This window comes from Cellulomonas fimi (genome assembly GCF_028527925.1).
Lineage (GTDB): Bacteria > Actinomycetota > Actinomycetes > Actinomycetales > Cellulomonadaceae > Cellulomonas > Cellulomonas fimi_C.
This window is the reverse complement of the sequence record NZ_JAPESW010000002.1, coordinates 84,098-99,070: the sequence shown is the minus strand read 5'-3', so window position 1 is coordinate 99,070 and position 14,973 is coordinate 84,098. Positions and strand designations below refer to the sequence as shown.

Sequence of the window (14,973 nt, the reverse complement as noted above, 5' to 3'; positions counted from 1 at the left end):
GCCGTGACCGCGACCGACCCCGCCGCGACGACGCCCGTCGAGGCACCGCCCCGGCCCGGTGCTGCGACCACCGACGCCCTGCCCGGCACCGACCCCGACGGACGCCGCACCGCCACGTCGTCCGACGCGTCGGCCGCGCCCGTTATCGGCACGCCGACGGTCCCGCTGTTCTGGTCCGTGCTCGTCGCCAATCGCGGCGAGATCGCGTGCCGCGTCATCGCGACGCTGCGCCGCCTCGGCATCCGGTCGGTCGCCGTGTACTCCGACGCCGATCGCGACGCGCGGCACGTCACGCTCGCGGACGCCGCGGTCCGGCTCGGCCCCGCGGAGCCGCGCGCGAGCTACCTGGACGTCGACGCCGTGGTCCGGGCCGCACGCGTCGCGGGCGCCGACGCCGTGCACCCGGGGTACGGGTTCCTGTCCGAGAACGCCGACCTGGCGCGCGCGTGCGCGGACGCCGGGATCGTGTTCGTCGGGCCCGGCGTGCGGGCGCTCGACGTCATGGGCGACAAGGTCCGCGCCAAGGACCACGTGGTCGCAGCGGGCGTCCCGGTGATCCCGGGCGTCGCGCTCGCGGGGATGACGGACGACGAGGCGCTCGCGGCGGCCGGGCGGCTGGGCTTCCCGGTGCTCGTGAAGCCGTCCGCGGGTGGTGGTGGGAAGGGCATGACCGTCGTCCGGCGCGCGGACGACATGGCCGACGCGCTGGTCGCGGCCCGACGCGTCGCCGCCGCCGCGTTCGGCGACGACACCCTGCTCGTCGAGCGCCTCGTGACGACACCGCGCCACATCGAGGTGCAGGTGCTCGCCGACGCCCACGGGCACGTCGTCCACCTCGGCGAACGCGAGTGCTCGCTCCAGCGGCGCCACCAGAAGGTCGTCGAGGAGGCGCCGTCGCCGCTGCTCGACGCGGCCACGCGCGCCCGGATCGGTGCGGCCGCCTGCGACGTGGTCCGCAGCGTCGACTACGTCGGGGCCGGGACCGTCGAGTTCCTCGTCTCGGACGAGGCGCCCACGGAGTTCTTCTTCATGGAGATGAACACGCGCCTGCAGGTCGAGCACCCCGTCACCGAGCTCGTCACCGGGCTCGACCTCGTCGAGCAGCAGCTGCGCGTCGCCGCGGGCGAGCCGCTCGGGTTCGCGCAGGACGACGTGCGGCTCACCGGGCACGCCGTCGAGGCGCGCGTGTACGCCGAGGACCCGGCGCGCGACTTCCTGCCGACGACCGGCACGGTCCTGGTCCTGCACGAGCCGGCCGGCGAGGGCGTGCGGGTCGACAGCGCGCTGCGTCCCGGGCTGGAGATCGGCACGACGTACGACCCGATGCTCGCGAAGGTCGTCGCGCACGGCGCCGACCGGGCCGAGGCGCTGCGCCGGCTCGACGCGGCCCTCGCGGGGACGGTCGTGCTGGGCGTGCGCACGAACGTCGCCTTCCTGCGCCGTGTGCTCGCCGACCCCGACGTGGCCGCCGGGCGGCTCGACACCGGACTCCTCGGCCGCCTCCTGCCCGGCCCTGGCGACGACGGGCCTGACCGGTTCGCGGACGGCGGCCGACCCGACCTGACGGCCTGCGTCGCCGCGGTCCTGTGGCGCCACGCGGTCGTGCGTCAGGGGGCGGGCGCGCGCGAGCCCGTCGACGCGGCGGGTGCCGGGCGCACGGCCGGCGGCGGAGCCGCGCGCGCGGCCGGTCCCTGGCGGTCGGACGGCTGGCGGCTCGCGGGTGCCCCGGCGCAGGCCTTCGGCGTGCTGACCGACTGCCACGTGGTCGAGGTGACGGTGTCCTCTGCGACAACGCCCCGAGAGGGCGACATCGATGCCTCGCCGGCGAGCGGAGGTGTCTCCTTCGTCGCGGACGTCACCGTGGACCTCGGCTCGGGCGCGGGACCGGTCGTCGACGCAGGCCCCGGCGACGCCTCGGGCGCGGGCGCGCATGCCGGCGCGGGCACGGATGCCGGCGCCGGCACGGACGCGGGCGCGCGTGCGGGCATCGGTGCAGGGTCCGGCGCCGACGCGGCGAGCGGTCGCACGACGCACGCGCGGGTGCGGTTCGTGCAGACGGGTCCCGACGCGGCCGACGTCGAGATCGCGGGTGTGGTGCACCCCGTCCGGGTCGCCGTCGACGGGGACGTCACGTGGGTCGCCGTCGACGGCACCACGCACGACCTGCGCGTCCGCTCGCGCGCCGAGCAGCTCGCCGACGCGCGCACGGCCGGCCCGCGCGGCGACGGTCCGACCGCCCCCGAGGTCCGCGCCCCCATGCCCGGCGTCGTCGTCGCCGTCGACGTCGCGACCGGTGACGAGGTCGTCGCCGGTCAGCCCCTGCTCACGATCGAGGCGATGAAGATGGAGCACCGCCTCGCCGCCCCCCGCGACGGCGTCGTCACCCTCACGGTCCGACCGGCCGACCGGGTGCAGCTCGACCACGTGGTCGCGACCGTCACCCCCCACGAAGGGACCGCACCATGAGCCACGACCTCACGCCCGAGCAGCGCAAGCTCCGCGACGAGGTGCGCGACTTCGCCGACCACGTCGTCGCGCCCGCCGCCTACGAGTACGACACGAAGCGCGAGCTGCCGTACGCGATCCTCGCGCAGATGGGGGAGATGGGGCTGTTCGGCCTGCCCTTCCCGACGGAGTACGGCGGTCAGGGGCGCGACATGTTCGACCTGTGCCTGGCCGTCGAGGAGCTCGCGCGGGTCGACCAGTCGATCGGCGTGACGCTCGAGGCGGGCGTCGGGCTCGGGGCCATGCCCGTCTACCGGTTCGGCACGGAGGCGCAGAAGGAGGAGTGGCTGCCGACGCTCGCATCGGGTCGCGGCCTCGCGGCGTTCGGGCTGACCGAGGCCGACGCCGGCTCGGACGCGGCCGGAACGCGCACGACGGCCCGGCTGGAGGACGGCGAGTGGGTCATCGACGGCAGCAAGCAGTTCATCACCAACTCCGGCTCGAGGATCACGCGGCTGCTCACGATCACCGCCGTGACGGGCGAGCGCACGCGCGACGACGGCACGACGGCGAAGGAGCTGTCGGCGATCCTCGTCCCCGCGGGCACGCCGGGTCTCACGGTGCTGCCCGCCTACGACAAGGTCGGCTGGCACACGTCCGACACCCACCCGCTGCGGTTCGAGAACCTGCGCGTGCCCGAGTCGAACCTGCTCGGGCGGCGCGGCCGCGGGTTCGCGCAGTTCATCGAGGTGCTCGACGAGGGGCGCGTCGCGATCGCGGCGCTCTGCACCGGTGCGGCGCAGGGGTGCCTCGAGGAGGCGATGCGGTACGCCCGGAGCCGCAACGTGTTCGGCCACCCCATCGGCGAGAACCAGCACATCGCGTTCAAGCTCGCCCGCATGGAGGCGCGCGTGCACGCCGCGCGGCTCGCCTGGTACGAGGCCGCGCGGCTGCTCGTCGCAGGCCAGCCGTTCAAGCTCGAGGCGAGCCTCGCGAAGCTGCTCGGCAGCGAGGCGGCGATGGACAACGCGCGCGACGCGACGCAGATCTTCGGCGGGTACGGCGTGCTCAACGAGAACCCCGTCGCGCGGCACTACCGCGACGCGAAGATCCTGGAGATCGGCGAGGGCACGACGGAGGTGCAGCTCATGGTCATCGCGCGCGAGCTCGGGTTCGCGGGGTCGGCTGTGAGCACGCGGTGACCGACGTCGTGCAGCGCGGCCTGTACTACGACGAGCTCGAGCCCGGGACCCGGTACCTGCACCGCCCCGGGCGGACTCTCACCGAGGCGGACAACGTGCTGTTCAGCACGCTCACGATGAACACGCAGGCGCTGCACCTCGACGCCGCCTGGTCCGCCGACCAGCCGTTCGGGCAGCGGCTCGTGAACTCGATGATGACGCTCGCCGTGCTCGTGGGTGCGTCCGTCACGCAGCTCACGCAGGGGACGATCGTCGCGAACCTCGGGTTCACCGAGGTCCGCTTCCCGCACCCGCTGTTCCACGGCGACACGCTCTACTCCGAGACCCTCGTCGTCGCGAAGCGGCCGTCGTCGTCGCGGCCCGGCCAGGGCGTCGTGACGCTCGCGCACACCGGCCGCAACCAGGACGGCGCCGTCGTCGCCGAGGCCACCCGGACCGTCCTGTTCTGGACGACGGACGCGGCACCGTGAACCTCGACCCCGGGCACGGCGGGACGAGCGGCTTCGCCCTCGGACCCGCGATCCTGTTCTGCCCCGCCGACCGCCCCGACCGGTACGCCAAGGCCGCCGAGCGCGCCGACGCCGTGATCCTCGACCTCGAGGACGCCGTCCTGCCGGGCGCCAAGGCCGCGGCCCGCGACGCCCTGCGCGCCACACCGCTCGACCCCGACCGCACGATCGTCCGCGTCAACGCAGCCGGGACCGCCGACCTGGTCGAGGACCTGCACGCGCTCGCCGGCACGCGCTACCGGACCGTCATGCTCGCCAAGACGGCCGACCGGGCCGACGTGCGCGAGCTCGCGGCGTACGACGTCGTCGCGCTCGTCGAGACCGCCCAGGGCGTCGTCGACGCGGGCGCCATCGCGGCCGAGGCGAACGTCGTCGCGCTCATGTGGGGCGCCGAGGACCTCGTCGCGTCGCTCGGCGGCACGTCGAGCCGCCGCCCCGACGGGGCGTACCGCGACGTCGCGCGGCACGCCCGCTCGACCGTCCTGCTCGCCGCGGGCGCGCACGGCAAGGCCGCGATCGACGCGGTGCACGTCGACCTCGACGACCTCGACGGTCTCGCCGCGGAGGCCGCCGACGCCGCCGCGAGCGGCTTCACGGCCACGGCGTGCCTGCACCCGCGCCAGGTCGACGTCGTGCGCGCCGCCTACCGCCCGACCGACGAGCACGTCGCGTGGGCGCGTGCGGTGCTCGCCGCCGCGGAGGGTGAGCGAGGGGCCTTCCGCTGGGAGGGCCGCATGGTCGACGCCCCGGTCCTCCGCCACGCCGAGGACGTCCTGCGCCGCGCTTCCCGCTGACGACCGACCGGGGTGCAGGGTGCCAGGCCCAGGCCTACCGTCGAAGGACCCGTGGAGCAGCGGCGGGGGTCGACCGGGGCACCGGGGAGGAACCCATGAGCACGACCGACGAGCAGGGCGACGCCGGGCGCGACGACGAGACGCAGGAGCTGGCGCAGAGCGGCGGCGTGGGCGTCGGCGCGGGCGAGCCGAACACGTTCGAGCCCGAGGAGGATCCGGACGCCCCGGCGGCTGAGCCGCCCGACTGACCACCGGCGCGTGGCGGTCGACGACGCCCGACACCGGAGACGTCGAGACCGACATGGCTGCCGTCCGGGCTTCGTGAACGGCAGCCATGTCGGTGTCGACCGACGTCCTGGGCGTCAGCGGACGGCGACGCCACCCGGACGAGCGGGGTGCTGATCGAGGGTGCGCCCGTCGCGGCAGCGCCGACCGTCCCCCTCGCTGCGTGACGTCGTGCGGTCAGCAGGTCCTCAGGAGGTAGCCGGCGTCCTCGGGGGTGCTCAGCCCGACGTCGCGCAGCACGGTGGAGACCGGCTGCCGGGGGTCGGCGCACGCGGCCGCGAACGCGTCGACGTCGTACTCGATGTCGAGGACGGCCGGGCCGTACACGTCGGTGTAGGCCGCGCACTCGTCGTACCGACGGCACTCCTCGGCGACCGCGAAGTCGAAGCCGGCCTCGTCGCGGCCGCGCGCGCCGAGCTCGGGCGCGTTCTTCTGGCCCACCGCGAGCCCCGCTGCGTGACCGACGGCCACCAGACGGGCCGCGAGGTCGAGCGCCCCCTCCTGCGTCAGCCGGCCGTCCGACCGGGTCCACGAGTCCAGGTTGTCCAGCTCCACCGCGTCGAAGCCCCGCTGCGCGCACGCGGTGACCTGCGCGCCGACCACCTCCGCGATCGCCGCGCGCTTGGCCGCCGTCGACGTGTCCAGGAGCAGCTCGTCCGGCCAGCCCGGGTCCACGGCGGGCTCACCCGACCCGTCCCGCAGCACGAGGTCGGGGTGCTGCCCGAGCCAGGTGTCGCGCGCGTCGGGCTGGGTCTGGAAGCCGTTGACGTAGCAGCCCGACCACAGCCCTGGCGCGGGGACGTCCGTCACGTCCCGGACGACCCCACCGATCCCGGCGGGAGGCGCGTAGCCGCCGCCGAGCTGGTAGTCGACGACCACGCCCGCGGGCGGTCCCGGACGGGGAGCCGTCGCCGGCGGTGCCGCGTCGCTCGGCACCGGTGCGGCGGAGACCTGCGGGACCGCGGCGGGCGACCGGGTCGTACCCGAGGGGTCGAGCGCGGGGCCGCGGCTCGGGGGCTCACCCGTGCACCCCGACGCCAGCGCCAGCGCGACCGCCACCATGGCGACCGTCGCGCGTCCGCAGCCTCGTCTCACCGTCGGCGCCCGCCCTCTCCTGCACCGGTCGTGCGGGGGACGCCTGCGACGTCCCCCGCTCGCCGGTGCACTCTACGGGCGCGCGCCACCGGGGCGGGCGGCGGGTCGTCGACGACCCGGGCTACGCGGGCCCGGTCGCGTCGCGCGCGGGCACGACGCGGCGGGCCGGGCCGTCGTACCTGCTGAGCGGGCGGATGAGCGAGTTCGACTCGAGCTGCTCCATGACGTGCGCGGTCCACCCGACGACGCGCGCGGCGGCGAACAGCGGCGTGAACGTCGGGGTGTCGAAGCCCATGAGGTGGTAGGCCGGGCCGGTCGGGTAGTCGAGGTTCGGCAGGATGCCGGTGCGTGCCGTCATGGCGTCCTCGAGCGCGATGTAGAGGTCGAGCAGGTCGTGTCGGTCGTAGTGGTCGACGAGCTGCTCGAGCCAGCGCCGCATGGTGGGGACGCGCGAGTCGCCGTGCTTGTAGACGCGGTGCCCGAACCCCATGACCTTCCGCTTGGCGGCCATCTCCTCGTCGAGCCACGACGCGGCCCGGGACGCCGTGCCGATCTCCGCGAACGTCGCCATGACGGCCTCGTTCGCGCCCCCGTGCAGCGGGCCCTTGAGCGCGCCGACGGCGCCCGTGACGGCGGAGTGCAGGTCGGAGAGCGTCGAGGCGATGACGCGCGCGGTGAACGTCGAGGCGTTGAAGGAGTGCTCGGCGTACAGGATGAGCGACACCTCGAACGCCTTGACGACGACGGGGTCGGGCACCTCGCCGAACGTCATCCAGAAGATGTTCTGGGCGAACGGCAGGTCGTCGCGGGCTGCGATCGGCTCCTGGCCACGGCGGCGTCGCTGGTCGATCGCGACGACCGCGGGCAGCTGCGCGAGCAGCTGCACGGACTTGGCGAGGTTCGCCTCGCGCGACGGGTCCTCGGCGCGCGGGTGGTGCGCGCCGAGGACGCTCACCGCGGTGCGGACGACGTCCATCGGGTGGCACGTCGTGGGCAGCGCGAGCACGGCGTCGACGACGGGGTCGGGCAGCGTGCGCTGCGACCGGCCGCGGCCCTGGAACGCGGCGAGCTCGTCGGGGTTCGGGAGCTCGCCGTGCCAGAGCAGGTACGCGACCTCCTCGAAGAGGCAGCGCTCGGCGAGCTGGTCGACGGGGTAGCCGCGGTAGAGCAGGGAGTTGCTGTCGGGGTCGACCGACGAGATCGCGGTCGTGTCGACGACCACGCCGGCGAGCCCCTTGTGGATCTCGGTCATGCACTGCCTCCATCGCCGTTGACGGAAACGCGGACGCCCGGGTGCGTGGGCGTCACAGCCTGAAGTTGAACACGCCCTCGTCGAACCGGTTGTACGCGGGGTAGTCGAGCAGGTCGTACAGCTCGGCGCGGGTCTGCATGCGGTCGAGCAGCCCTTCCTGGGTGCCGGTCGCGAGGATCTCGTCGAGCCCGGCGACCGCGGCGCCCATCGCGAGGCGCAGCAGCGTCACGGGGTAGATGACGATGTTCATGCCGAGGTCGTCGAGCTCCTGCACGGTCAGCAGCCGTCCCTTGCCGAACTCGGTCATGTTGGCGAGCAGCGGGACGTCGAGCGCGTCACGGAACGCGGCGAACTCGTCGGGGCTCGTGAGCGCCTCGGGGAAGACGGCGTCGGCGCCTGCGTCGACGAGCGCGTGCGCGCGGTCGATGGCGGCGTCCAGCCCGGCGACGGCGCGCGCGTCGGTGCGGGCGATCAGGAGGAAGTTCGGGTCGCGGCGGCCGTCGACCGCCGCGCGGATGCGGCGCAGCGCGGTCTCGTCGTCGACGACGTCCTTGCCGTCGAGGTGCCCGCACCGCTTGGGGTTGACCTGGTCCTCGATGTGGCAGCCGGCGAGCCCCGCGTCCTCGAGGCCCTGGACCGTGCGCGCGACGTTCATGGGCTCGCCGAAGCCCGTGTCGGCGTCGACGATCGACGGCAGGTTGCTCTGCCGCGCGATCTGACCGGCGCGCAGCGTGACCTCGCTCGCCGTCGTCAGGCCGATGTCGGGCAGCCCCAGGTCCGCCGAGATCACGGCTCCGGACACGTAGACCCCGTCGAACCCCTTGGACTCGATGAGCCGGGCCGACAGCGGGTTGAACGCGCCCGGCAGGCGCAGCAGCCGCCCCGACCCGAGGGCCTCGCGCAGGGCGACGCGCTTCTCCGCAGCCGTCGTCGTCGCGTACAGCATCAGAAGAGTCCTTCCGGGGAGCGGACGGCGTCGAGGACCGCGGACGGTGCGACGAGCGTCAGGCCCGCGAGCTCGTCGGGACCGAGGGACGGCAGGCGCTGCGCGACGTCGAGGAACCGCTCGACCTCGGCCTCGCCGAGCACGTCCGTCGCGAGCGTGCGGAACTTCTCGACGTACTGCGGTCGTGCGAAGGGGCGGGCACCGAGCGGGTGCGCGTCGGCGACGGCGATCTCCTCGACGACGACCTCGCCGCTCGTCGTCGTGATCTCGAGCCGCCCGCCGAACGCCTTCTCGGCCGGGTCGGTCGAGTGGTACCGCGCAGTCCACGCCGGGTCCTCGGTCGTGGTGATCTTCCGCCACAGCTCGACGGTGTCGGGCCGGGCCGCGCGCGAGGGCGCGTACGAGTCGACGTGGTGCCAGCGCCCGTCCTGGAGCGCGACCGCGACGATGTAGGGGATCGAGTGGTCGAGCGTCTCGCGCGACGCCGTCGGGTCGTACTTCTGCGGGTCGTTCGCGCCCGAGCCGATGACGTGGTGGGTGTGGTGCGACGTGTGGATGACGATCGACGCGACGTTCGCCGGGTCCGCCAGGTCGGGGCGCTCGCGGTGCAGGCGCCGGGCCAGGTCGATGAGCGCCTGCGACTGGTACTCCGCCGAGTGCTCCTTCGTGTACGTGTCGAGGATCGCCGTCTTCGGCTCGCCCGGGCCCGGCAGCGGCACGTCGTACGACGCGTCGGGCCCGTCGAGCATCCACGCGACGACCCCGTCCTCGCCCTCGTAGATCGGGCTCGGCGCGCCCTCGCCGCGCATCGCCCGGTCGACGGCCTCGATCGCGACCTTCCCGGCGAAGGCCGGGGCGTACGCCTTCCACGACGAGATCTCGCCCTTGCGGGACTGCCGCGTGGCGGTCGTCGTGTGCAGCGCCTGCCCGACGGCCTGGAACGTGACCTCCGGCGTGAGCCCGAGCAGCGTGCCGAGTCCTGCGGCGACCGCTGGCCCGAGGTGCGCGACGTGGTCGATCTTGTGCGCGTGCAGGCTGATCGCCCGGACCAGATCGACCTGGATCTCGTACCCGGTGGCGATCGCGCGCACGAGGTCCGCACCCGACCGGCCGACGTGCTGCGCGACCGCGACCAGCGGCGGGATGTTGTCCGCCGGGTGCGAGTAGTCGGCCGCGAGGAACGTGTCGTGGAAGTCCAGCTCGCGCACCGCGACCCCGTTCGCCCACGCGGCCCACTCGGGCGAGACGCGCACGTCGGGCGCGAGGCCCGAGACGGTCGAGCCGTGCCGGGCCGACGACGACGCGTGCGGGTGCGCGACGGCCTGCGCCCGGGCGGCGACGACGGGGGAGCGGGTCAGCGACGCGGCGGTCACGGCCGCGTTGTCGATCACGCGGTTGACGACCATGTCGACGACGTCGTCCGGCACGGGGACCGGGTCGGCGGCGACCTCCGCGATCGCCCACGCGAGCTGGTCGGTGCGCGCCAGACGGTCGGCGCTCGGGTGCACGCGCAGGTGGTGTGTGCGGGGCAACGTGCCTCCGTCCCTCGTCCGACGCGCCGCGACCCGTCGGCCACGACGACGCCGACCGCTGCGGTGCGGTCGGCCACGACGAGGCTATCCGTCGACGCGCCTCGCGGCCCGCCGCCGGTCGGGTGCCGCCCGTCGTCCGGGTGACGCCGCCTCCGGTCGGCCACCGGTGTCGGACGCGCGACCTAGACTCCGCGCCGTGCCCACCCGAGCGTTCGCGACCGCCTCCCACCTGGGCGAGGACGGGCTCACGCTCGGGCTCGCACCCGCGCTCACGCCCGCGGGCGTCGTCGACGACCCGAGCTTCTTCCACGGGTTCGCGGCGCACCCGCAGGTGCTCGCGCGCGGGCTGCTCACGCTCGCCGACGTCACCGCGACCCGCTACTTCCAGTACACGCCGTCGACGCTGCGCGACCCGGTGCTGACGGCGCACGGCGACCGCCTGCGCGCCGAGTGCTTCTCCGCGTGCAACAGCGTCTACGCGCGCCTGGACCTGCTGCCCGACGGGTTCGACTCGGGCGAGGTCGGGCACGGGACGACGAACGTCGACGTCGGGCTCGAGACGCGCACCGCGCTGTCGCGCGTCGGCCGCGACCGACTGCTGCACCTCGACGTCGGTCGCGACGGGCTCACCGTGTCGAGCCCCGAGGCGACCGCCGTCGAACGTCCCGTCGAGATGCCCGGGCGGTGGGTGCGCGCGTTCGGCAACGTGGCCGAGCTGCACCACGGAGTGCCGCACGCGTTCGCCGTCGGCGCGGTGCCCGCGCGGGCGTTCGTCGCGGCCCTCCCCGCGGCGACCAGCGCGGCACGCACGGGCTGGCTCGTCGCCGACCGGGCCGGCGTGCGGGTGTCCGCGCGGCCCGTGCGCGGCGGCGTGCTCGTGTCGGGGCTGCACCGGCTGAGCGCGGTCAAGCGGCTCCTGCCGCACGTCACGGGCATGACCGTGCACGGCCACGCCGAGCCGGGTCCGGTCGTCGTGGCGTTCGACGTGCCCGGTGCGCGCCTCGTGCTCGGGCTGACCGACGAGGCGTGGCGCGGGCACTCGGGCGAGGGGTCGCTGCTCAGCGCGCTCGCGGGGGAGACGGTCGCCGAGGACGCGGACCTCGTGAGCGCGCTGCTCGCGTTCGAGCCGGTGATCGAGGTCCCGCGGCTGGCCCGCGAGGCGGGGCTCGCCGAGCCGCGCGTCCGCGCCGCGCTCGTCGTGCTGGCCGCCGACGGCCGCGTCGGGTGGGACACCCACGACGAGGCCTGGTTCCACCGCGAGCTCCCGCACGACCCCGACCGCGTCGAGAAGGACAACCCGCGGCTCGTCGCGGCGCGGCGCCTGGTCGCGGACGGCGGGGTCGCCGTCTCGGGTGACGGGTGGACCGTGCGCAGCCGCAGGGGCGGTCCCGAGCACCGGGTCACGGCCGGTGACCGGTGCACCTGCCCGTGGTTCCTCACGCACGGCACGGGCCGCGGCCCGTGCGCGCACGTGCTCGCCGTCCAGATCGCCTCGGAGGCCTCCGCATGACGCTCACCGCCCGCCAGGTCGCCGCGATCGAGGTGTTCCGCTCGCTGGGGTGGGCGTCCGCATCCGTCGAGGACGTCGAGTCGCTGCCGCTCGGCACGCCCGAGCAGCAGCGGGTGGCGCGCGACGGGCTCGCGTCGGGGGAGTGGGGCGAGATCGGCCGGCTCGGCACGAACACCTGGGGCTGGATCCCGTGGACGGACGTCGACGAGGGGATGCTGCGGCTGTTCGCGGTCCGCGTCGGCGTCGACGCGCGCCGCGCCGCTCGTCTCCTGGTGTCCGCGCCCGGTGGCGACGAGCTGGTGACGAGGCTGGTGTCCGCGCGCGGTGACGACTACGCGGCGCGGTTCGTCGCGGCGGCCGATCGCGGTGGCCGTGCGTGGGAGCACAGCACGAGCGCGCTCGGCGGGGTCACCGTCCGTCTGGTCGACCGGAACGACCTGCCCGTCCCGCACAGCGTCGAGTACCTCAAGGACTGGGCCGTCCATGCGTCGCTCGCGCTCACCGGCGTCGGCGAGATGGTCGGCCAGGGGAGCGTGCCGTGCGACGCCGCGCTCCTCGAGCGGCGGTTCGCCGAGCACGTGCGCGCGGCGGTGGCCGTCGGGGTGCCGGCGACGGGCCCGTTCGGCGGGGTCCCGGCCGCGGCGGTCGCACGGGGGTGGCTCGACCGCGACGAGGCGGTCGACCTCGTCGTGACCGCGCTCGACGCCGCGCAACGCCCCGGTGACCGCAAGGCGTGGACGCGCGTGCTCGTCGGTCCGCTCGCGCTGACCGATGTCGAGCTCGCCGACCGCGCCGACGTGCTCGTCGGCGTGCTCGCGCGCGGTGACGGGCCGGTGGTCGAGGCGTTCGCGCCCCGACTGATCGCCAGTGTGGACGACGACGCCCTGGCCGACGTCCTCACGGTGACGCTGCCCGTGCGCACGAAGAAGGTGGTGCACGCGCTGCTCACGGCCGCCGCGGCGCGCCCGCGTCCCGCCGACCACGTCGTCGAGGCCGTCGCGCCCCTCGTCCGCCCGCACGTCGCGGGCACGGACCGTCCGCTCGCCCGGGCGGCGCAGGCGCTCGTCGACGCGTGGGGGATGACGGCCGAGCCGGTGGCGCCCGACGACGCCCCGCCGGCCGGGCTCTGGCAGCCGACCCCGGTCGTGTGGGAGGTGCCGAGGCTCGTGCTCGGCGACATCTCGTCGGCGGCGCTCACCGACGCGGCGGCCGCGCTGACGGGGCGACCCGACGGCGTCGTGGACGTCGAGGTCGAGCGGTTCCTCGCGCTCGCCAACGCCGTCGCGGCGACCGACCGCGACGGCGCTCGTTCGGCGCTCGGTGGTGTCCGGCCGTCGTGGGTCGGCGGGCTGCGGTGCGTCCCCGCGTGGGTCCGCGGCGAGGACTCGCCCCTGCTGGACCGCCGCGCCGGGTCCGACGGGTGGGGCGGGGTCGTGTGGGACCCGTGCGACGCGCGCGAGGCCTCCGTCATGCGCCGGCTGGGCGACGTGCCGGTGCTGCTGTCGACGCCGACGTGGGTCGACCTGCGCATCGACCCGTCGGACCTGGTCGACCGACTCACCACCTACGCCGACGCCGGAGCGACGGCCGCCGAGGCCGACCTCTTCCTGGCGCTGACGCGGACCGACGGCACGCTCGTCACGGCCGACCTCCTGGCGGCGCTCGGTGCGCTCGTGGTGCCCGTCGTGCTCCAGGACGGGACGTCCGCGCCGTTCACCGCCGGCCCCGCCGCGCACGCCTACCTGACGGACCCCGTGCGGGAGCCGTCCCTCGCGGTCGAGGGCTCGTGGCGGCACTGGACGCCGCAGCCCCTCGAGCTCCCGCCGTCGCTGCGCGACTTCCCGAGCCGCGTCCGGAACCGGCACGCGTACGACCACGTCGGTCCCGAGGTCTTCCCGACCTGGGGAGACGCCGCGGCGACCGGCCTGTCGTCGTCGGAGGCCGCCGACCTGGGCCTGCGGCTGCGGCAGGCCGCCCGGCGTGCGACACCGTTGACGCCGGGCCTGGCCGTGAACCTCGTCGCCGCGCAGCGCGGCTTCCACCCGGCCGCGGCCGCCGACGGTTCCGCGGCCGTGCTCGAGGCGTGGGAACGCGGGCTGCTGCGGCCCGGGGTCGCCGACGTGGACCTGCTCGACTGGACGGAGACGCCGTCGAACCTCGCGGCTCTCGCGCGTGCGTGCGCCGAGCTCGCCACCGAGGGGCTGCTGAGCGTCGTGTGGCCGCTGCTCGACGGCGTCCTCGCGGCCTCGGTGCGGGCGTCACGGCTGCTCGCGGGCACGTCGGAGGTCGCCGAGGCGATGCGCGCGTTCGCACCCGCCGTGCTCGCGGCCGTCACGGCCGGGGACGCCGACGCCGCCGCGCTCGACCTGCCGGGTGTCCGCGCGCTCGCGGCACGTGCGGGGTCGTCCCGGGCGGTGGTCGCCGCGCGCGCGGTCGTGGACCTGCTCCCGGCGTCGCCGGTCGTCGTCGGGCCGCCGGTCCCCGTCGAGCCGGCCGTGGCACCCGGCCGGGCGTTCGACGAGGTGTGGGCCGCGGACGCGGGAACCCGTCCCGCGGTCGTCGACGGCGCGACGCTCACGGTGACCTGGGTGGCGCGGACCGAGGCCAGCCGGATGCTCGCCGTCGACATCGACCTCCCGGGTGATCCCGCCGGGCCGTACCGCGTCGCGAAGACCTGGTTCTACGACCTCGAGCGCGAGGGGCAGTGCGCGGCGGTGTCGGCTGCCGCGGCGGCGTCGGCGTCAGGGTCGGGCACCCACGACGCGTGGCTGCACTGGGACGAGTCCGTGGGGCGACTCGTCGCGATGCCGCACCGCGACTGGCTGGCGGGGCGCGACCGGCCCGTGGAGCGGGCGGGTGCGCCGGTCCCGCCGCTCACCACGTCGTTGGTCGCCGTGGTGCTCGCGTCGATGTGCCACGACGACCCGCCGCGGTACTACGTCCGGGAGATCGTCCGCGAGGGCGTCGTCGGCTCCGCGGCCGTGACTCTCGCTCTGCGGGCGCTCCTGCCGCACGCCGACTTCAGCCCGGCCCGCGTCGTCCGGCTGCTGGAGGACGACCCGACGACGCTCCCGGTCCTGTGGCCGGTCCTCGTCGAGTCCGTGAGGTACGCGGCGTCGGTCGACGGCACGCCGCCCCGGTGGCTGAACCGCGTGCTCGACGTGGCGCTCGTGCACGCCGCGCACCTACGGGAGGCCGCGCGTCGAGGGCTGCTCCCGCCGGAGGCGGCGGCCTGGCCGGGCCTGGCGGACGTCGCCGCACGCCGCACGGGGACGGCGCCGGGCAAGGCCCGCGACCTGCTCGCGCGCCTGCTGCCCGCCTGACGCGACGCCCGGCGCCGGCTCGTCCTCCGTCGTGCGCAACCCACCGCGCTCGCCATCCCGATCCGCAGCGGATGCGCGAC

General features: G+C 75.5%; 11 protein-coding genes. 7 read left to right on the top strand and 4 right to left on the bottom strand.

The window, feature by feature from the left end:
- The first annotated feature begins 144 nt into the window (after nucleotides 1-144).
- The 5 genes from OMK64_RS01355 to OMK64_RS01335 all read left to right on the top strand — a co-directional run bounded on the left by OMK64_RS01355 (nucleotide 145) and on the right by OMK64_RS01335 (nucleotide 5,198).
- Nucleotides 145-2,466 (top strand): ATP-binding protein, encoded by a 2,322-nt coding sequence (locus OMK64_RS01355; RefSeq protein ID WP_272726289.1) that lies wholly within the window; start codon nucleotides 145-147, stop codon nucleotides 2,464-2,466.
- Nucleotides 2,463-3,647 (top strand): acyl-CoA dehydrogenase family protein, encoded by a 1,185-nt coding sequence (locus OMK64_RS01350; RefSeq protein ID WP_272726162.1) that lies wholly within the window; start codon nucleotides 2,463-2,465, stop codon nucleotides 3,645-3,647. The genes OMK64_RS01355 and OMK64_RS01350 overlap by 4 nt, the downstream gene beginning before the upstream one ends.
- Nucleotides 3,644-4,117 (top strand): MaoC family dehydratase, encoded by a 474-nt coding sequence (locus OMK64_RS01345; RefSeq protein WP_272726161.1) that lies wholly within the window; start codon nucleotides 3,644-3,646, stop codon nucleotides 4,115-4,117. Before OMK64_RS01350 ends, OMK64_RS01345 begins: the two co-directional genes overlap by 4 nt.
- Nucleotides 4,114-4,950 carry an HpcH/HpaI aldolase/citrate lyase family protein gene (locus OMK64_RS01340; protein WP_272726160.1) on the top strand — a complete coding sequence of 279 codons (837 nt, stop codon included), beginning with the start codon at nucleotides 4,114-4,116 and terminating at the stop codon, nucleotides 4,948-4,950. The genes OMK64_RS01345 and OMK64_RS01340 overlap by 4 nt, the downstream gene beginning before the upstream one ends.
- A gap of 95 nt (nucleotides 4,951-5,045) precedes the next feature.
- Entirely contained in the window at nucleotides 5,046-5,198 is a 153-nt protein-coding gene (locus OMK64_RS01335; RefSeq protein WP_272726159.1) for a hypothetical protein, read from the top strand.
- A gap of 214 nt (nucleotides 5,199-5,412) precedes the next feature.
- On the opposite strand, the gene OMK64_RS01330 is transcribed toward OMK64_RS01335, so the two are convergent.
- The 4 genes from OMK64_RS01330 to OMK64_RS01315 form a co-directional block, all read right to left on the bottom strand.
- A complete protein-coding gene (locus OMK64_RS01330) occupies nucleotides 5,413-6,297 on the bottom strand; it encodes an endo alpha-1,4 polygalactosaminidase (RefSeq protein WP_374694052.1) in 885 nt (294 codons plus the stop codon).
- Between the two features lie 154 nt (nucleotides 6,298-6,451).
- On the bottom strand, nucleotides 6,452-7,582 hold the full coding sequence (locus tag OMK64_RS01325) for a bifunctional 2-methylcitrate synthase/citrate synthase (RefSeq protein ID WP_272726157.1): 1,131 nt from the start codon (nucleotides 7,580-7,582) through the stop codon (nucleotides 6,452-6,454).
- 52 nt (nucleotides 7,583-7,634) lie between these two features.
- The gene (gene prpB, locus OMK64_RS01320; protein ID WP_272726156.1) at nucleotides 7,635-8,528 is read right to left on the bottom strand and encodes a methylisocitrate lyase; all 894 of its coding nucleotides are present in this window, start codon (nucleotides 8,526-8,528) and stop codon (nucleotides 7,635-7,637) included.
- A complete protein-coding gene (locus OMK64_RS01315) occupies nucleotides 8,528-10,060 on the bottom strand; it encodes an MmgE/PrpD family protein (protein WP_272726155.1) in 1,533 nt (510 codons plus the stop codon). The genes prpB and OMK64_RS01315 overlap by 1 nt, the downstream gene beginning before the upstream one ends.
- A 196-nt stretch (nucleotides 10,061-10,256) precedes the next feature.
- Between OMK64_RS01315 and OMK64_RS01310 the strand changes: the two genes are divergently transcribed.
- Together OMK64_RS01310 and OMK64_RS01305 are read left to right on the top strand one after the other, a co-directional pair.
- Nucleotides 10,257-11,570, top strand: coding sequence for an SWIM zinc finger family protein (locus OMK64_RS01310; RefSeq protein ID WP_272726154.1), 1,314 nt, complete (start codon nucleotides 10,257-10,259; stop codon nucleotides 11,568-11,570).
- Complete coding sequence (locus OMK64_RS01305; protein WP_272726153.1) at nucleotides 11,567-14,893, top strand: DUF7824 domain-containing protein; 3,327 nt, start codon at nucleotides 11,567-11,569, stop codon at nucleotides 14,891-14,893. The genes OMK64_RS01310 and OMK64_RS01305 overlap by 4 nt, the downstream gene beginning before the upstream one ends.
- Nucleotides 14,894-14,973: the final 80 nt, after the last annotated feature.